The 19,539-nt window shown below is 35.5% G+C and carries 16 protein-coding genes; 15 read left to right on the top strand and 1 reads right to left on the bottom strand.

Features of this window, described 5'->3' with window-relative positions; all coding sequences use genetic code 11:
- The first annotated feature begins 11 nt into the window (after positions 1-11).
- The 5 genes from GF867_RS06060 (at position 12) to GF867_RS06040 (ending at position 3,910) form a co-directional block, all read left to right on the top strand.
- Complete coding sequence (locus tag GF867_RS06060; RefSeq protein WP_153832206.1) at positions 12-1,277, top strand: MFS transporter; 1,266 nt, start codon at positions 12-14, stop codon at positions 1,275-1,277.
- The gene (locus GF867_RS06055) at positions 1,274-1,684 is read left to right on the top strand and encodes a VOC family protein (RefSeq protein ID WP_153832205.1); all 411 of its coding nucleotides are present in this window, start codon (positions 1,274-1,276) and stop codon (positions 1,682-1,684) included. Before GF867_RS06060 ends, GF867_RS06055 begins: the two co-directional genes overlap by 4 nt.
- Positions 1,681-2,124: a VOC family protein gene (locus GF867_RS06050; protein ID WP_253940759.1), complete on the top strand. Its 444-nt coding sequence runs from the start codon at positions 1,681-1,683 to the stop codon at positions 2,122-2,124. The genes GF867_RS06055 and GF867_RS06050 overlap by 4 nt, the downstream gene beginning before the upstream one ends.
- 276 nt (positions 2,125-2,400) lie before the next feature.
- Positions 2,401-3,171 carry an amino acid ABC transporter permease gene (locus GF867_RS06045; protein ID WP_436718599.1) on the top strand — a complete coding sequence of 257 codons (771 nt, stop codon included), beginning with the start codon at positions 2,401-2,403 and terminating at the stop codon, positions 3,169-3,171.
- 1 nt (position 3,172) lies between these two features.
- A complete protein-coding gene (locus tag GF867_RS06040) occupies positions 3,173-3,910 on the top strand; it encodes an amino acid ABC transporter ATP-binding protein (protein ID WP_153832204.1) in 738 nt (245 codons plus the stop codon).
- Between the two features lie 726 nt (positions 3,911-4,636).
- Here GF867_RS06040 and GF867_RS06035 read toward each other — a convergent pair.
- Positions 4,637-5,686 (bottom strand): peptidoglycan-binding protein, encoded by a 1,050-nt coding sequence (locus GF867_RS06035; RefSeq protein ID WP_153832203.1) that lies wholly within the window; start codon positions 5,684-5,686, stop codon positions 4,637-4,639.
- A gap of 282 nt (positions 5,687-5,968) precedes the next feature.
- Between GF867_RS06035 and rlmD (GF867_RS06030) the strand changes: the two genes are divergently transcribed.
- From rlmD (GF867_RS06030) to GF867_RS05980, 10 genes are all read left to right on the top strand, one after another.
- Complete coding sequence (gene rlmD, locus GF867_RS06030) at positions 5,969-7,336, top strand: 23S rRNA (uracil(1939)-C(5))-methyltransferase RlmD (protein WP_153832202.1); 1,368 nt, start codon at positions 5,969-5,971, stop codon at positions 7,334-7,336.
- A gap of 475 nt (positions 7,337-7,811) precedes the next feature.
- A complete protein-coding gene (locus GF867_RS06025) occupies positions 7,812-8,921 on the top strand; it encodes a hypothetical protein (protein WP_153832201.1) in 1,110 nt (369 codons plus the stop codon).
- A gap of 139 nt (positions 8,922-9,060) precedes the next feature.
- Positions 9,061-9,945, top strand: coding sequence for an NAD-dependent epimerase/dehydratase family protein (locus GF867_RS06020; protein WP_153832200.1), 885 nt, complete (start codon positions 9,061-9,063; stop codon positions 9,943-9,945).
- 170 nt (positions 9,946-10,115) lie between these two features.
- Entirely contained in the window at positions 10,116-11,528 is a 1,413-nt protein-coding gene (rlmD, locus tag GF867_RS06015; protein WP_153832199.1) for a 23S rRNA (uracil(1939)-C(5))-methyltransferase RlmD, read from the top strand.
- 206 nt (positions 11,529-11,734) lie between these two features.
- Positions 11,735-12,262: a phosphoribosylanthranilate isomerase gene (locus GF867_RS06010; RefSeq protein WP_153832198.1), complete on the top strand. Its 528-nt coding sequence runs from the start codon at positions 11,735-11,737 to the stop codon at positions 12,260-12,262.
- A gap of 957 nt (positions 12,263-13,219) precedes the next feature.
- Positions 13,220-13,420: a helix-turn-helix domain-containing protein gene (locus GF867_RS06000; RefSeq protein WP_301538506.1), complete on the top strand. Its 201-nt coding sequence runs from the start codon at positions 13,220-13,222 to the stop codon at positions 13,418-13,420.
- Between the two features lie 12 nt (positions 13,421-13,432).
- Positions 13,433-14,794 (top strand): DNA adenine methylase, encoded by a 1,362-nt coding sequence (locus GF867_RS05995; RefSeq protein ID WP_153832197.1) that lies wholly within the window; start codon positions 13,433-13,435, stop codon positions 14,792-14,794.
- Positions 14,787-16,094: a DNA adenine methylase gene (locus tag GF867_RS05990; protein WP_153832196.1), complete on the top strand. Its 1,308-nt coding sequence runs from the start codon at positions 14,787-14,789 to the stop codon at positions 16,092-16,094. Before GF867_RS05995 ends, GF867_RS05990 begins: the two co-directional genes overlap by 8 nt.
- On the top strand, positions 16,091-18,061 hold the full coding sequence (locus tag GF867_RS05985) for an AAA family ATPase (protein ID WP_153832195.1): 1,971 nt from the start codon (positions 16,091-16,093) through the stop codon (positions 18,059-18,061). The genes GF867_RS05990 and GF867_RS05985 overlap by 4 nt, the downstream gene beginning before the upstream one ends.
- The gene (locus GF867_RS05980) at positions 18,058-19,494 is read left to right on the top strand and encodes an LlaJI family restriction endonuclease (protein WP_153832194.1); all 1,437 of its coding nucleotides are present in this window, start codon (positions 18,058-18,060) and stop codon (positions 19,492-19,494) included. The genes GF867_RS05985 and GF867_RS05980 overlap by 4 nt, the downstream gene beginning before the upstream one ends.
- Positions 19,495-19,539: the final 45 nt, after the last annotated feature.

The following is a 19,539-nucleotide window of genomic DNA, read 5'->3' as shown; positions in this document are numbered from 1 at the left end:
GAGGGTGTGTTATGAGAGAACTTATAAATCAACCTAAATGGGTCAAACAAGCAGCTTATTTCTTAGGTAGCCAGGCGTTAACATTATTGGGTTCTTCCTTGGTGCAGTATGCGATGATGTGGCATATCACTTTGGATACGGAGTCTGGCTTTATGATGACTTTATATATTATTTGTGGCTTTGTACCAATGTTTATTGTCTCACCATTTGCAGGGGTATGGGCTGACCGCTATGACCGTAAATGGTTAATCATGTTATCCGACGGTGGCATTGCATTCGCAACCTTCATCTTAGCAATTCTGTATTATATGGGCTATGGGTCCAATACGTTAATTTTAGTGATGGCTGTGGTGAGGGCGATTGGTGGGGGTGTGCAAAGCCCGGCGATTAGTGCGATTTTACCTCAGATTGTACCGAAAGAAGCATTAACCAAAGTGAACGGTGTGAATGCTAGTTTACAGGCTGTGATTATGTTCATTTCACCGATGCTGAGTGCGGGGCTGCTTAGTCTAACGACGATGCCAAATATCTTCATGATTGATGTTGTGACGGCAGTTTTTGCGATCGTTGTTTTACACTATTTCTTAAAAATTCCTGCAAGAACGCAAGGTTCATCAGAAGCACAAATGTCGTATTGGGAAGATTTCAAACTAGGCTTGAGGTATGTCGTGACGCATCGCTTTCTAAAAGTTTTCTTTGCGTTATTTGCGGTAATGTTTATTCTGATGGCGCCGGTTTCTTTCTTAACCCCATTACAAATTACGCGCAATTATGGCGAAGAAGTCTGGCGTCTATCTGCACTTGAAATGATATTTTCCATCGGAATGTTGTTAGGGGGAGCATTAATTACGCGTTGGGGCGGCTTTAGTAATCGAATGGTGACCATTGCCGTTTCGGGAGTTGTGATTTCGATTTGCACCATTTTGATGGGCGTCCTCACACCATTCTGGCCCTATATTTCAATGATGGGCATTTTCGGTATCATGATGCCATTTTTCAACACGCCATCGACGGTCATTATTCAAGAAAACGTGGAAGAGGCCTATTTGGGCCGCGTATTCGGTGTACTAGGCATGATTCAAACATCCATGATGCCATTAGGGATGTTAGTATTCGGACCTTTAGCCGACATAGTTAAGATAGAATGGATGTTGATTTTTACAGGCAGTTGTTTATTTTTACTCTCACTGTATGTCTTCCAAAATACGACCCTAAGACTGGCAGGAGAGGTTTCCGAGGCAAGTGATACTAAGTTAGAGAGGATTGAACGACGATGATTGAACAATTAATACAAGTCATGATATATGTTGAAGATGTAACCATCATGAAAGAGTTTTGGATAAACCAGTTAGGCTTTAACTTAATTGAAGAATCGCTAGTTGATTCAGAAATGCATTTTATTGAAATTGCGGCGAGTGAAAACAGTCAGACGCATTTAGTGTTATTTGATCGTGCAGTCATTGCACAACAGTCACCCGAATTAAATTTAGGGACACCCTCTTTAATGTTTCAAACACCTGATGCGACGGCTTTATATTATAAATTCCGTGATCAAGGCATCACAGTTGGTGAATTAGTGGCAATGCCAATGGGACATGTATTTAATTTTGCCGATCCAGAAGGGCATTACTTTGCGGTTAAGGATGATGTGAAACCTATTAATGAAAAGGAGACATTCGGATGAAAATGGATCGATTAAATTTACTAACGTTAGGTGTACGCGATATGGTAGCGTCACTCAAATTTTACCGAGATGGCCTAGGGTTTGATGTGTCGATTATTGGTAATGAAGAACAACCTGGCGTGATTTTTTTCAAAAATAAAGGGACTAAAATATCGTTATTTCCTGTTGAAGAGTTAATTTTAGATATTGCGAGTGAAGAAGAATTGACGGCGCCTACTGGCTTTACAGGTGTTACATTAGCTTATAATGGCAAGTCAAAGGCTGAAGTAGACGAAGTAATGGAACAAGCTGTAGCAGCGGGGGCTGAAATGATTAAAGCACCACAAGCTACGAGTTGGGGCGGCTATGGAGGTTATTTCAAGGAATTGAACGGCTTTTATTGGGAAGTTGCTTATGGGCCTGATTGGGAATTTGATGAAAATGATATGTTAATTGTGTAAAGATAGAGAGTTGAAGCTTGCTGGGGGAAACCGGCAGGCTTCTATTTTATTTAATTCATCTTTGGAGTTAACGATTCTCTTTATATATTTCAATTGAGGGTTACAGAGTGAAGCGAGAAGTTGTTGGATAGTATTATAACCATTGATTTTATGAGAGATGCTTGTTAAAATATTTAGTTGGTGCATCATCAGTTTCAGGTTGGTTGAAGGCCTGAGGTATGGTATAATTTCCATATTATTGGATGCGTAAAAGTTAAAATTATTGGAGGCAGAAAAGTGGGAACACTAGATTTTTTAAATGACATGCTCCAAATTTTTCTAAATAACAGAGAGAGTTATATGCGAGGGATTTGGTATACACTGCTAATCTCCTTAACAGGGACGATTATTGGTTTAGGTATTGGGATTTTAGTCGGCGTTATTCGTACGATTCCAGCCTCAAAGAGTAGAGGACAGAACGTCTTTCTTAAAGTGGTCAACTGGTTATTGAATGCTTATATTTCAATTTTCCGTGGAACACCGATGATCGTTCAGGCGATGGTATTCTACTATGGTACGGCAATTTTATGGGGATGGAATATTACATCATTACAGGCTGCGTTTCTGATTGTTTCGATTAACACAGGGGCTTATATGTCAGAAGTTGTACGTGGTGGGATTATCTCGGTTGATAAAGGACAATTTGAAGCAGCACGCGCGATTGGGATGACTCATTGGCAAACAATGAAAGAAATTGTAATGCCACAAGTTTTCCGTAATGTTTTACCATCAGTTGGTAATGAGTTTGTGATTAATATTAAAGATACTTCAGTATTGAATGTTATTTCAGTTAACGAGTTATACTTTACATCAAACACGATTGCGTCAAACAACTTTAACTTCTTTGGTACATTTTTAGTAACGGCAGTAATTTATTTCATCTTAACTTATACAGTAACTTGGATTTTAGGTCGTTTAGAGCGTCGTATGGATGGTAACGTAAACTTCCAATTAGTCGGCGGTAATCAAAATCAAGTGGCTAAAATCGAAGACAAGGTAGGTGTTTAACATGAGTGAAATTATTCAAGTCAAACATTTAAGTAAAACTTTCGGAACGAACGAGGTTTTGAAAGACATTAATTTCTCGGTCAGCGAGGGTGAAGTTATTTCGATTATCGGCTCATCAGGTTCTGGTAAATCAACGCTTTTAAGATGTGTCAATTTACTTGAAGATCCAACCGGTGGCGAAATTAATTACCGTGGTGATAATGTATTAGCTCGTAAATATAATCCAACGAAATACCGTAGTCATATTGGGATGGTATTCCAGTCGTTCAACTTATTTAATAACTTAGATGTGTTGGGTAACTGTACAGTTGGTCCTGTTAAAGTTTTAGGTAAATCAAAAGCTGAAACAGAAGCGTTAGCGCTAAAACACTTGGAACAAGTAGGAATGAAAGCATATATCAATGCTCGTCCTAGTCAATTGTCAGGTGGGCAACAACAAAGGGTTGCGATTGCACGTGCTTTAACCATGCAACCGGATGTCATGTTATTCGATGAACCAACTTCAGCATTAGACCCTGAAATGGTTGGCGAAGTATTGAAAGTAATGCGCGATTTAGCCAATTCAGGTTTAACGATGATTATCGTGACGCACGAAATGGAATTTGCGCGTGATGTATCAGATCGTATTGTCTTTATGGACAAAGGCGTTATTGCCGAAGAAGGCACACCGCAAGAAATTTTCAGTAATCCAAAAGAAGAACGTACAAAAGAATTCTTAACACGTTTCTTAAAAGGTTAATTTAATGTCAGAAAGCTCCAGCAAACTGCCTTGTATAAGGGCGTTGTTGGAGCTTTTGTTGTTTTATTGGATGAGCATGACGTTCGTGATTTTCCAGCTCAATCGGCTAGGGTGTGTCTAATTCGCTGCGCTCAAAGTCACACCAAGCTACGCCGATTGCCCTTAATACCGCTTTGGAAAACAAGTCGCTGAGCTACGCATAGCCTTCCAATAACTGTCTCGTTGTATTATTACAATAAAACTGCTAAATGAAATTTAAAGGAATCAGACATAGTTTGAATATTTCATAAGAGACAATTGCTCGAAAAGACTAATAAAAGGGCGACTTCGTTTTTTAAAAGAAGTCATTCTACTCAGGAGGCCCTAATGAGTTTGAACATTGAAGGGGTAAATCATTAAACTCAAATGCTGAGTTTGAACATTGAATTTAGAATTATCAATATAATCCAATAAATATTCAATCTATTGATAAAAAATTAAATCCGATTCAGTCTAATCACATCTGATCTAATTCATCCGAAGGAAACTCGCCGATTGAGCTATCAAAGCCCTCGCAAGCGTGAGGCTTTGATAGAGCCCACTGCCTTGGAAAAGAATTAGCTGATTGAAGTACAAAGCTTGGTGAATCAATATAAAACTTATAACCCCATATATTACGAAAAAGACGAACCCAAGTGAGTTCGTCTTTCAACTATAAATTATGTTGGATGAATAGTTAATAATTAATTAGTTTGCTGCAGCGTCTAAGATTGCTTGTAAGTAACCAGCAGCATCTGCCAAAGTAGCACCAGATACAACATCCGCAACATTTCCATCTTCGCCTAAGCCGTTTAATTCTTCGATTGTTGCTGAGATTTCTTCAGTTGTTTTACCAACTGCTGAGGCAACTACAGCTTGCAAGTTGTCATAGTAAGAAACAGTTGAACCAGCAATTTCACTCATCATAGCTGAGTATCCTTCGCTATCTACTAATTTAGAAACTAAAGTGCTTCCTTCTGGATAGTTTTCGCCAAATGCAGCGTCTGAGTTAGGAACACCTGTCCATTGATCACCTTCAACGAATTGGAATTCATCTAAAGAAGCCGCAACAATCACGTCACCATCAAGAACAACGTTGACTAAGGCAAATGATTTGTCACCATGTGGTGCTGCTAAAACTTGTTTGATTTCTAAATCAGCCGCTTCTGTTGCTGCTGCTGGGAATTCCATGCCAGTTTTGGCTGCTTCCAAGATAGCACCAACGTATCCACTTGCATCTGCTAAAGTAGCGCCTGAAACAACATCAGAAACATTGCCATCTTCACCTAAGGCATCTAATTCACCAATTAAAGCTTCTACTTCTTCAAACGTTTTACCTTTAACTGAGTCTTCGATAGCTGCTAAGTTTTCGTCATAAGCAACTGTTGAGCCAGCTTTTTCAGCCATAGATGCTGAGTAAGCTTCTGAGTTAACTTTTTTACTTGCTAAGACTAGGCCTTCTGGGAAAGCTTCACCAAAACTTGCATCTGAGTTTGGCACACCTTCATAGCCCTCGCTATATTGGTACTCGTCAAGGTATGCATCAACAATAACGTCTCCTTTGACTAATACTGCAACGGATGTGAATGAACGATCACCATGAGCAGCTAAATAAGCTACTTTCAATACTGTGCCATCTTCTTGCGCTTGAACGATTGCTGGAGTGTAATCCAAGCCACTTACCCCTGCTAAAACTGCTGGAGCAGCCAATGACAATGAAGCAACTAAACCTAACCCGACTAATTTAATCTTTTTCACAAAATTTCCTCCTCGAAATTGTTTCTGAATGTATTATAGCACAGAACGTGAAAAGATGCACTAGTAAAAAATTCAATAAAAACACAACTTTTTCTAATGGATTGCACAAATTTGTGAAGTTAAAAATATAAATAAAGTTTAAAACGTTGATGTCATGACACTTTGTTGAAAACGCGAACAAAAATGTTGTGAAAATATATTATTAATTTTTATTTAGAATCGAGTAACTTTTGTTTAAGTTTGGTACAATAGGGTGACAAATAGAACAGCTAGGAGCTAATTATGAAAGAAATGCGTATATTTAAAAAGAACGAAGAATTACAAGGTACTGTTGTTGACTTAACATCTCAAGGAGCAGGCGTTGTAAAAATTGATGATTTCCCATTTTTCGTTGAAGGAGTCATTCCGGGAGAAGAAATCATTTTCAATATTACGAAAGCAGGCAAGAAATTTGGTTACGGCCGCTTACAGAAAATACTTGTTGAGAGTCCTGATCGTGTCGAAATCACGGATGCAATTGGCCGTCAAATCGGTACAATGACTCTACAACATATGAGTTATCCTGCACAACTAAACTATAAGCAATCAGTTGTTAAACAAGCTTTCCAAAGAATTGGTCACTTTGTTGATGCTGATGTGAAACCAACACTTGGTATGGAAAACCCTTGGGAATACCGTAACAAAGCACAAATCCCAGTGCGCAGTGTCAGAGGACAATTGGAAACAGGTTTCTTCCGTCGTAATAGCCATGACTTAGTGCCAGTAGAAAACTTTTACATTCAACATGCTGAAATTGATCAGGCGATTATCACAATTCGCGATATTTTACGTGAAGAAGGTGTACGTCCTTATGATGAAAGAACTAACCGTGGAGTGGTTCGTCACATCGTTGTGAAACGTGGTCATTATACAGGTGAAATGATGATTTTATTAGTCATCAATCAAAAACGTTTAGAAAAACAAGAATACATTGTTGAGAAAATCAAAGCAGCATTACCTAATGTTGTCAGCATCGTTCAGAATATTAATACGAAGCAGACAAATGTAATCCTTGGACCTGAGAATAAAATTTTATGGGGTAAAGATTACATTGAAGACAAAATGTTAGATATGACTTTCCGCATTTCACCTAACTCATTCTACCAAGTGAATACACCACAAGCTGAAGTGTTATACCAAACAGCAATCGATGCTGCAGGATTAACGGGTGAAGAAACAGTGTTAGATGCATACTGTGGAATTGGAACGCTTAGTCTGTCATTAGCAAAACATGCTAAACATGTTTATGCAATGGAGATTGTTGCAGAAGCCATTGAGATGGCTGAACAAAACGCGAAATTAAATGCCTTAGATAATGTGATCTTCGAAGCAGGTAAAGCAGAAGAATGGTTACCACGCTGGAATGATTTAGGCGTGAAATTTGATGTTGTCGTAGTTGACCCACCGCGCAAAGGTTTAGATGAGCACTTTGTTACAGCAGTCATTAATCAAGAGCCAGAGAAAATTGTTTATGTAAGCTGTAACCCAGCAACATGCGCACGTGATTGTCAATTATTCTCTGAGGCGGGTTATAAATTACAATTTGTTCAACCAGTGGATTTATTTGGCCAAACGCCACATGTTGAGGTAGTAGCTTTATTAACTAAATAAATTTAACTTTAATCAGTCTTTTCGCTAATTAGTCATTAGCGAGAGGCTGATTTTTTATAATATAAGGTTTTATAAGTTCTATGTTGATTTATCAAGCTTTGTACTACGTTCAGCTTGTTGTTTTCCAAGGCGGTGGTCGCTCTCAAAGCTTTATTGATGAGCATGACGTTCGTGCTTTTCCAGCTCAATCGGCTAGGCACTGTCTACTTTGCTTTCTTTATTAATAGTCAGAGCAAGCTATTCTGTTAGTAACGATGGCTTGCCTTTGTACCGCTTTGGAAAACAAGTCGCTGATCTATGTTAAATATTCCAGCAAAAATAAAGCGATATAATCAAGTTAAAACTGCTAAACGGTCTCGAACTAGTTCGAGGTTAACTTACGCAAAATAATCTATTTCGTATTCTGGCAGGAGGTGTATTTAATCTGTAATTGGGCGAACATGTGATAGGATATAAGAGAAAAAGAGGTGGTTAAATGAATAAGCGACTAAAGGGCTGTTTGCTTGGTTGTGCGGGTTTTATTGCGTTAGTGGTGCTTGGGGTGTATGGCTTTATTTCTTGGTTTAAGTATACGAGTCCGGTGTTAGAGGCTGGGCGCGAGTATACGCAACAAGTGAAGCGTTATCAAGGGGAAGTCGTCACTTCGAAAGCTGAGCTGAATGAACGTTTGGAAATATTGGATGAGCATTTCGAGTCACCGACCTTCGATAAGATGCAGGGTGGCAAGAAGACGGAAGTGTTATTGGAGGATATCCAAAAGATGTTTGGTGAGCCGGATCAGGTGATTACCAACGAACCGATTGATGGCGTGGAAACAGTCTATCAGTATCATATCGAAGATATGGTTTTGAATTTTCATGAAAGTGTGTTAGCCATTGAAGAGTTTGTGACGGAAGAATTTACGCAAGCGCTATACGATGAACAACAGTTAAATGACTTGTTTCTGGAGGCTGTCAATCAGTATACTGCACTGTACGGTGTAACCACTACTAATGATCGCCCTATGGTTTCCGTTGAAATCGTAGAGGAGCATTATACCGACTTGACGCCGACGCGAGTGGTGAAGCAGGCTGGTTGGTTCGGGACTCATTCGCCTGTTTACTATTATGACGATGGCTTAGCTGAATTTTCACCAGAGGAATACGTAGCGATTAAATTTTCTCGAACGAGTGGTGGGCAAACGTATTTAAGTAGTGTGGAAAGGCGGAAGCGGGCAGGTTTTGATTTTAGCTCCAACAACTCGGCCTATTCGAATAAAGTGAATTCGCTCCAGGTTTTCAATGAACGCTTGAAGCTAGGTGAAGAAGCAGAAGAGAATGCGGATGAAACAGAAAAACCATCCATTTTGCTAGGAGAGCTAACGGAAGATTTGGGCGATTATGCCAAGATTTCTCATGAAATTTTCTCCAATAGTATCAGCGTTTATTGGTATTTCCCGGATGGGGATATGATTCGACAGGTCATAGCGAAAGGAAAGGTTACAGGAGCGATAACCGATTTATCGGAGGTCGAGATCACGCGCATCGATACGAATCGAGTCTTTGAAAGAAACCTGCTGACAGAGGATTTCATAAGCAGTCATTAACATTCCTTTGGCAGAATATGATACAAAAAGCCGTCCGTATCTAAAGGTGGACATCCATGGTAGATATCTATCTTTGAGTTCTATATTCTAGGACTATTGTAAAAAACTTAATTGAATGAGATAAGAAAAGGGGAACGAAATGAAACAAATACTTGTGTTAGGTGGAACGAATTTCTTCGGTAAGAAAGCCGTCCAATTATTATTAGATCAAGGTTATGAGGTGACTGTTGCGACGCGAGGTAACAATCCGGTTCCGTTTGAAGGTCAAGTGCAACATATTGTGTTAGATGCGAGCGATGCAGCTCATGCTGGTTGGCAAGCAGTTCAAGCACAACAGTGGGATGCAGTATTCGATAATATTTGTTATAACGCTGAGGATGCACGAATTCGTATTGAAAAATTCGGTCAACAATTGAAGCACTATTACTTTACCTCTTCATTGGCAACCTATGAGGGTAATAAAGACGGATATGTAGAGGCGGACTTTGATCCATTAACCTATGAAATTGATCCAAACAAAACGGTTGATTACGGTGAAGGCAAGCGTCAAGCTGAACAAGTGTTGTTCACCCAAGCACCTTTCCAAGTGACGGCTTTTCGTTTCCCAATTGTGTTAGATAACGATGATTATACGAAACGTCTGCATACGTATGTAGAGAAAGCGCTGAAACACGAAACCATTCAATTCAACAATCCAGATGCGCGCATAAACTTTGTTAAAGGAAGCAGCGCAGCCAATGCGATTGTTTGGGCAATTGAAAACGAACAAACAGGTAGCTTTAATATTAGTTCACAGGATGCGATTAGCCGTCAAACATTTATCGACTGGCTCGAAGAAATGACAGGTCAAGCAATTGAAGTGGACTATACGGACGAAAGCATTACAGGCTCACCGTTTAACACGCGTCATCACTGGTACCTTAAGTCGGATAAGATTGCTAAAGCTGGTTTTGAGTTAGATGACTTAGCTTCTTGGCTAAAACCACTGATGAAAGATCTGGCTGATGAGATGCGCGCTCAATAAATAAATGATTGAGAACTAAAGTCAAAATATTTTGTTAAAATATTTTGTTAATATGAAGCGAGTATTTGAAAGAAGCAGAGGACATATAGCCCTTATGCTTCTTTTTTAGTATACTTAGGAATGATATTGAAGACTTTAAGACACTAAGTTTTAAAGGTTGAGGTGAGAAAATGAAAAAAGAAATTTATCCAACAGAAGTACTTGATGTAACAATTGATCGCATTGATTCAAGAGGTTATGGCTACGTTCGTTATATCCATCCACCTGAAAGAGGTTCTAATGGTAAACATTTAAACTTATACATTACTAATGTTGTCCCGGGTGATGTGGTACGAGTGACGGTTGAGAATGCTAAAGGGCGCGGTAAAGCTTTGTTAGAATATGACGAGCTATTGAAAGCTGGTCCAACGCGGAATCTATCCGTTCCAACGGATGAAGCAGTATCGGGTGGGACACCTTTACAATATATGAATTATGATGCGCAATTAGCCTATAAAGAAGATATGGTCAAAGGTTATTTAGCGGAGGCTGGTTTCGATACGGAGTTAGTGAAGCCAATTATTGGTATGGACAAACCAGAACGCTACCGTAATAAGATGGAATTAACCTTTGGTGCAACAGGTGAACTCGGCATGCATCAACAAGGTAATTTCCGTCGTGTGATTGACTTACAAGATTCAATTCTAGCTCCAGAAGTGATGATTGAAGTGAAGCATGTTGTAGGGCAATGGCAAAAGGACTATAAGTTTCCTGGCTATCATAAAGATTCCCAAACTGGCTTACTACGTAACTTAATGATGCGTACATCATTTGTGACAGGTGAATTGATGGTCGTGCTTTATGCGAGAAAAGGGCCCCAAGAATTTCCAGAAGCAGCGGCCGATTTAGTTGAGCGTCTAACTAAGCAATTCGATCAGTTGGTTAGTTTACAATGGGTGGAATATGCTTCAGCTAATGAACGAATTGAAGCAGAAGCGACACATATTCTACATGGTCGTGACTATATTAATGATGAATTGAATGGCTTTAAGTATCGCGTGTGGCCTGAAACATTCTTCCAAGCCAATCCAGTTCAGGCTGAAAAATTGGTTGAGTTGGCGCTTGAAATGGCAGATGTTAATCAAGAGATGCGTGTACTCGATTTATTCTGTGGTGTGGGGACGTTCAGTTTACCACTTGCTGCCAATAGCAAAGAACTTGCAGGTATTGAAATTGTGGATATGTCGATTCAATCAGCGATTCGTAACGCCAAAGATAATGGCTTAGACAATACTTATTTCATGACTAGCGATGCGCGTAAAGGTTTAATTGAATTGAAAGATACCTGGGGTCTACCAGACTTATTATTATTAGATCCACCAAGAAGTGGCGCGGGCGGAAAAGTAATGCGTAGTATCGGTCGCTTCGGTACGGACAAAATAGTCTATGTATCTTGTGCGCCGAAGAGTTTAGCAGACGATTTGGTTTGGTTAAGAGAGTTTGGTTATGAACTTGTGACCGTTCAACCCGTCGACCAATTCCCACATACGACACATGTTGAGTGTATAGTATTGATGGAAAAGGTGCAGACAAGAATAGCTTAATGTCAACGTTTTCAGGATGTTTGAGTAGATATGTATCTGATATTTAGTACAGCAAAATTAAAATGTAGCTTGATTTTGTATTTTGGGCTGTGAAGTGATGAATTCGTCTGTGGGAACAGGTCGAATATTATCTTAATAATCTTTAAACTAGTTCGTAACGTTTATTTATAAGTTAAGGAAGTTTTTATATTTATATGGAGGGTAAAATGGCAGAGTCATATTATACGTTATTTAATGAGTTTCTAAAAATATGTAAACAACTCAATTCTATCAACATTACTCCTACATTAATGGGTTCCCTTGGATTGCAATATCTCACAGATGAAAATTGGATCCCATCAGACATTGACATACATGTTGAAGGAGATCCAAGGGGTTGGGAGGCACCAGATGAGGATAGGATTTATAATTGGGACGCAATACTTACCCTTATGTTAAATTTAGGCTATGAATTAGTTGATATTCATGAACATGAATTCCATAACAAAGGCATAAGTGTTGAATATGGAGCAGTTAATACTTTACCTGAGTTTGCAAAGGTTGAACTCAATGATTTAAGCTTGATAGAAGAGTCTGGAGTGAAGTTTTATTTACCTACATTAAGACAATATCTTAATATTTATCAGGCATCTTCAAAAGATTCATATCGCAATGATAATAACAATTTCAAGGATTTTCGCAAAATAGAATATTTAATAAAGCAATTAAAAATAGATGGAGAGAGTGTAAGTTAATCAATAACGCTAATAATCATGAGGGGATTATCAGCCGCGAACAGTTTCAAGCTGTCCAAGAAGAAAATGCCAGACGAAGCAATGTCGTCCAGCAAGGCAATGAAGTGAAACGGGCTGGGAAGAAATATAGTTCTATGACAGACTCTAATTAAAGGAAAGGGTCACTTTTTGATCATTATCGGGAAGACTAACGTGAATATTACATAGGTAGCAAGCTGGCAAGATACCATCTTCATGCAGCAACTTGAATTGCTGGTCAATATGATTTTGAATGTGATTCGTGATTTCTTTAATATCTAGATCAGTCTGGTGACTAATTGGGAAAATGTTTTCAGGTTGTGCTTCAAATTGCTCCTCCCCGTTATAGGCACAGAAAGATTCATAAGCTATACAAGCTACGTTAGGTGAATGATTGTATTTGAGAAAAAATCGTATTTGAAATCATGGACATGCTTAAACAATGGGTGCTCGTTATGCAAAAAAATCTGAACAATAAACGATGTTTGTTTTAAAGTTATCATGGCTATCTCCTCCTTGTCAGTATGAGATATTAACTCTACTTGGAGATGATAGCCAGTGATTAGCCTACTTATCTATCGACTTATTTTAGATTCCGTATAAGTGTTGATACAATAGCGTTTTCTAGGATAAGAAATAGACTAAAAATTGCATGTTGAGTGTGTAGTATTGATGGAAAAGACAAAATAATTAAATGTTATAACATCAGTCTTTCTGGCAAGGCTTGAGCTTGTTAGAAAGATTGTTTCTTTTATTTTTCACTTATTCAATGGTTGATGTATTTTTAAGCAGGCTAAGTTAGCCGCTAGTCTGAGGGAACTGGTCAGTTATACTTGTAATAATATAATTTTTAGACGAATTTGCTAATTACAAACAAGGTAGATATAATATACCGAACGGTATAAAAAATATCTAAAAAGGAATAAAGGAGACTTCAAATTGTTTTCTTACGATAAGCTTTGGAAGCTACTGATTGATAGAAAAATGAACAAAAGTGATCTTCAAGATGCTATTCAAACTACACCAAAAACTATTGCTAGAATGAGCAAAAATGAAAATGTAAGTATGGTTACATTGAGTAGGATTTGTGATTATTTTGATTGTGAAATTGAAGATATTATTGACCATAAAAAAAGTTAGAAGGATGTATGAATGAGTGATATTAGAGCAATACAGTATTTAGGAAGTAAATTAAATTTAAAAGATACCATATCAAGTACAATTACTAATTTAGCAGGTAAGGATTCAGTTATCGTGGACGGCTTTGCCGGGACAGGCGTTGTTGGAAATGAATTAAAGGATAAATTTAAAATTATTTCAAATGATATACAAATGTATAGTAGTTTGATTAATGAGGTGCTTCTTGACTCAGAAATGCAAGAGACAGCGATGTCACTGTCTTTGTCTGTAGATATTTTCCAGAGTCAAAGTTACACTAATAACTTAAGTGTTTTAAGAGGACTGTTTAAAGAGCCTTGTGAGTATGAAGAAAAAGTTATTAAAGAAGAAAATTATTATAAACTAGCTCTATTAGCTGAAAGTGAAATATTTTTTAATAATATGAATTTTAAATTTCAAACTGAAGACTCAAATTATTCTGAAATTAATCAAGTTTACAGTTCGGTTATGTATCTCTTTACAGATGAGCAAATCAGAGAGTTACGAAAAGAAAATGGAGTTTCTATGCTTTTTACATTGTATTATTTGAATGGATATTTTTCATTGAGCCAATGTATTGAAATAGATTCTATTCGTAGAGCTATTGAAGTTATTCCTAACATTAAAGAAAAAAAACTAGCATTGTTTCTCTTGCTGCATGCGGTTTCTGAGGCAACTTGCGCAGTTGGAAAACAGTTTGCTCAGCCAATTCGATTATTGGGTAGTGATGGAAAAGTGAAAAGAGCGGCGTCCAAAAGAACTTTTCGTGATTGGAATGTCAGCATAAGAAGTAAAATGGAACAAATGTTAGAACGTCTACTTAATGAAACCAAGATAGCTAAATACGAAAATGAAGTATATAATAAAGATTTTTTTGACTTAGTGGAGATATTTTCTGGTGGAGACAATCTTATTTATTATTTAGATCCTCCCTATACTATTGATCATTATTCTAGGTTTTATCATGTATTAGAAACTTTGATCTTATACGATTATCCAGATCTAGAAGTTGGAAAACTAGGTGGTCATTATAGATTATTAAGAGGCAGGTATCGAAATGATAGAACACAATCTAAATACTCTATACCATCCAAGGCTAGATTTGAATTTGAGAAGGTATTTAAAAAGATTTCTGAAACTGGTGCTAGTTTAGTTTTAAGTTATTCAGAAGCTTCAGGGGAAGGACGGGCAAGGTTGATAACTAAAGAAGAATTAATTGATTTATTAGAAGAAAATTTTGACACTGTAGAATCTTATGAAATTAATCATTCATATAGAAGATTGAATAAAGAAGAATTAAATTTCTCAAGTGCTTTAACAAGAGAATTGCTATTTTATGGTGTAAACAATGGATAAATATATTGGGAATAAGAAGAGTATTATAGAAAATTTAGAAGAAGAAATGGCATATCGAAAAATTAATAGTGGTGTATTCTTTGATGCCTTTTCTGGAACTAACAATGTTAGTCAGTATTTTAAGCAAAGAGGATTTGAAATAATAACCTCAGATATTAATTCTTTTAGCTATGCACTAGGTGTTGCATATATTGAAAACAATAGCTTTCCCACATTTAAGTTACTAATTGATAAGTTAAAAATAAAACAAGTAAAATTTATAAAAGACGAGATTCAAGAATTAATTAATCAAGTTGTTCGTAGGATAAAAAATGAGAAAATATTTCTTGAAAATTACTTAGATGAAGTAAATTTTGAAGAAAATATTATTTCATTAGCTCAAGTGATTTGGTATTTAAATAACTTAAATCTATCTGAGTATTCTAAAAATGATTCTTTTTTCATCGAGTTTTATAGCGTATGGGGAAGTAAATCTGAGGTAACAAGTTTAAGAAAAACCACAGTCAAAAGAAATTACTTTTCTAAACATAATGCTATGAAGTTAGGCATTATAATGAACAAAATCAAAGAATGGAAAAAAGCAAAGCTTATTAATAAATTTGAAGAGAAAATCTTGATTACCACCGTTATTGAAGAGGTTACACTTGTAGCGAACGTTGCAGGAACCTTCCATGATTTTAATAGAAATAAATTATATCCAAATGCTGTAGTAGATATGAAACTTAGGATTCCTTTATTAAATATTAGTAATAAAGATGGTTTATATCATAGTTTTAAAGGAGATAGTAATTCATTATATAAGAACACAGACTATAAAATGATTATGGATCGTATAGATTCCATCGACATTCTTTATATTGATCCACCTTATAACTTTAGACAGTATTCTGATTATTACCACTTTTTAAACTTAATTGCGGATTATTGTGATATTGAAAGTTTAGAAAAGTATGGTGAAAATTTAGAATATATTCGAGGACAGAATATGAAATTCTCGGTAAAATCGCAGTATAGCTATAAAGATACTTTTACAGAAGCACTAACTGAACTAATATCTAATACTAGAACCAAACATGTAATAATTTCGTACTATGATGAAAATAATCATTGGAATCATGGTAAAACGTCCACTTCTATGCAAGGAAGAATGGAAGTAATTTCTGCACTTGAAAACAGTAAGGATATGGAATTTGTTGAAGCTTTACCCGTGATATTTCAAAGGAGTAATTATCAAAGTAGAAGTGGAGAGAAGAAAAAAACCATTGATGAACTATTATTTTATGGGAGGAAAAAATTATGAGCAGCTGGTTATCAGGTGAAGAACTAGATTTATTAAATAAAGTATTTGACGATCCAGAAATTGTGCCTAAAAACAGAAAAGGTGGTTTGAAATTAAGGAATCTTTCATTCTTTACTTCTGACACTAAAGCTTTTCAATCTATTGTAAATAATTTATGGATCTTAAATAATGGTGAAGAATTAACACATGCTCAATATTATAATGCTTTAAGATTTTCAGGGCTAATTGATTCAGATAACAATATTGATGTTTTTGGACAATTGATTATAAAGACTTTAGAAGAAAATCATGAAATATTAAACTTAATACATAAAACAAGCGGGCTAACACCTGAAGAAAATGCTATGAGAGAAAAATATAGGATGCAAGTAGAATTAATAATATTTTTAGCAGTTAATTATAAATATCTTTATAATAGAGATGCTGAATTGACATCTTATGAAGTAATTAATAACCTGACCTATTTTAAACTCAATGTAAGAGATACAATTAATGAACCATCAAGTAAAGATATTGAGCTATCAAAACTTTTAAACTTTAATAACGATGATTTATTTCTAGTGCTGCAAGGAATAAATTTCCAAGGATTTGAAATAAAAAAACTATTACACTTAAATGAAAAAATCAGTGATTTTATTCAAATATACATTGAGAAATATGATTCTATTAAAGAGGCAAAAACGACTTCTGAAGATGAGAGGAAGATTTTTAATTCAATCAATTACTATTCAACTCAGTACCAAAAAGATATTAGATTTAGGGCTAAGTATGCAATTCTAAGTAGCATTTTATATGAATATATTATCCAGGAAAATATTATTTATAAGGAAGTCTTCAAGGGAAGAAACATAACGGAATTAATTGAAGAGCTAGATATTCAGTATATTATAGATTTTTATAGAAATTTAGTTGGTATTGAAGTCAATAACGACAATATTAATTTCCCTATAAAATTTGACTCTGATTTAAAAAGTGAATTCCCCAAAAATTTAATATATTTTGGTGCTCCTGGAACTGGAAAGAGCTTTGAACTTGAAGAGGCACGAAAAGAACTATTATTGGATAAAGAAGATTATGAAAGAGTTACTTTTCATCCGGAGTACTCATATGGTTCTTTTGTAGGGGCGTATAAACCAATACCTACATTGGATAAAAACGGTGATGAGACAATATCATATGATTACGTTCCTGGACCTTTTATGAGGATGTATGTTAAAGCAATAGAAAATTTAAATAATGATCATGAAGAAACAAAACCATTCTTACTGATTATTGAAGAAATTAATAGAGCTAATACAGCAGCAGTTTTTGGGGATGTTTTTCAATTACTTGATAGAAAAAAAGGGGTCAGTGAGTATCCAATTCAAACATCAGAAGATGTAAAGAAATATCTAGTTAAAAAACTTAAGGGAACACCTAATCATTTTAGAGAAATTAAATTACCAGATAATCTTTTTATATGGGCGACTATGAATAGCGCCGATCAAGGTGTTTATGCATTGGATACAGCTTTTAAGCGTAGATGGTCTTTTAAATATATTGATATTGACGAAAATGAAGAGAAAGTTCAAAATCTTTACATTGAATTAGGATCAGGAAGTAATGCAAGAGAAATTGAGTGGAACAAATTAAGAGTAGCAATCAATAATTATTTGACTCGTAATAAGGTCAATGAAGATAAGTTACTTGGACCATTTTTTATTAATGTTTTAGAATTGGAGGAAAAGAAAAGCTCGCTATTATCTGGAAAAAGATCTATAAATAAAGTTAAATTTGAAGAAGTGTTTAAAAATAAGGTGTTAATGTATTTATTTGAAGATGCAGCAAAACAGCGACAAGGTATTTTTAGTGGCATCAATGATGAAGATAAGCGTTTTTCACACATATATAAACAATTTGATCAAATAGGTATAGAAATATTTCATGAAGAGATTAGAAATGAAGTATTAGGATTGAATAGAAGATGATAGCTAGATTTATTAAAGAAGGTAAAAGGTATAGTTTATCAGAACTGGCTAGGAAGTACTCTTGTGAAGAGAACAAAATTCTAAGGGCTTTAAAAAAACTCCGAGAAACTGGAGTACTTAGACTTGTCAAAAACACTTATACTCAAAAGATGAAAAATGACCTCTTAGAAGACGAAGAAGTACTAGCTAGTTCAGACGAAGAATTCATTACCTCGCTATTTGTTTTTAAATTCGTCGGTATTGTAATCGTTTCAGATTTTATTTTTAAGTGCTATCCAAAATATATCCAATTTACTTCAAAAGAATCAGGGTTGAAATTAGCGCTAAAAGTTATTGAAAAGTATGAAAGAACTAGTCAAAGAATTCCATTGTATAACGACATGGATATTGATAAGCCCTATAACACCATTGCAACAATTATATATATATTAAATGATTATTATGAAAATGGTTTTTATGAAAAAGAAGAAACAATATATGAAACGAATGGTGAAGGGGAAATAAATTGGGATAGAACGATAAATGAGACCTTTGCATTAATAAAAAATAATCGGCCTTTTTATCCTGATATTTTTACAAAAAAGAATCAATTTGACAAATTTAATTATTTTAAACGTCTTCATCAAGTGATCATAGCACAGTGTAGTTTAGTCCTTGAGAAAGCAGATCTATTAGAATACTTTAATTTAATTCCATTCTATGATTCTACCGAAGATCTTGAGGGATTAGGCGACAATAATTATATTATGTACCAGCTTGAAAAAGAAATAAACATTCAGTTTAATACAAGGCTCAAAACTGTTTTAAAACTTATGTATATCTATATTTCTCAAAATCGTTCGTTTAATTCGTTTGAAGAAGTTACTATTTATGGAACTACAAGTTTTTACAATGTCTGGGAATTTGTCTGTCAAGAAACATTAGAAAATGATTTAAAAAAACCATTAGAGCAAGTTTTTGATAAAAATCAATTACCAGAAAAATTTCATGGTAATGAAAATACACTATTAAGTATTATTGAAAAACCAAAGTGGAATATTGAGCATTCGGCTACTGAAGTAGAAATTTTAGAATCTAGTGGAACTTTTATTCCAGACTGTATTACAGTTCGGGATAAGTTTAATATTTATGATGCTAAATATTTCGTCCCAACAATTAGGGAAGAGGTATCCATAGAAGGCCAACCTGGGATTAGTGATGTATCTAAGCAATTCCTCTATCAGTTAGCTTATCAGAATTTTTTTGAATCATTTAGTGATTATAAGATTAATAATTACTTCTTATTGCCTTCGGAAATAGAGAGGAATGAAAGAGTTTATGTAAGTATGGATATGTTTACTAAAATAGGACTTTCTAACATAGAAGTTATATTTTTAGAAGTTAATAATATTTTCGAAACCTATCTATCAGGCAAAACAATTCGTGTAGGTTAATAGTAAGCATTAAAGCATCCAATCATGGATGCTTTAATAATTTCA

The sequence above is a fragment of the Fundicoccus ignavus genome (assembly GCF_009659375.1).
Classification (GTDB): domain Bacteria; phylum Bacillota; class Bacilli; order Lactobacillales; family Aerococcaceae; genus Fundicoccus; species Fundicoccus ignavus.
This window is presented reverse-complemented; position numbering and strand designations above follow the sequence as displayed.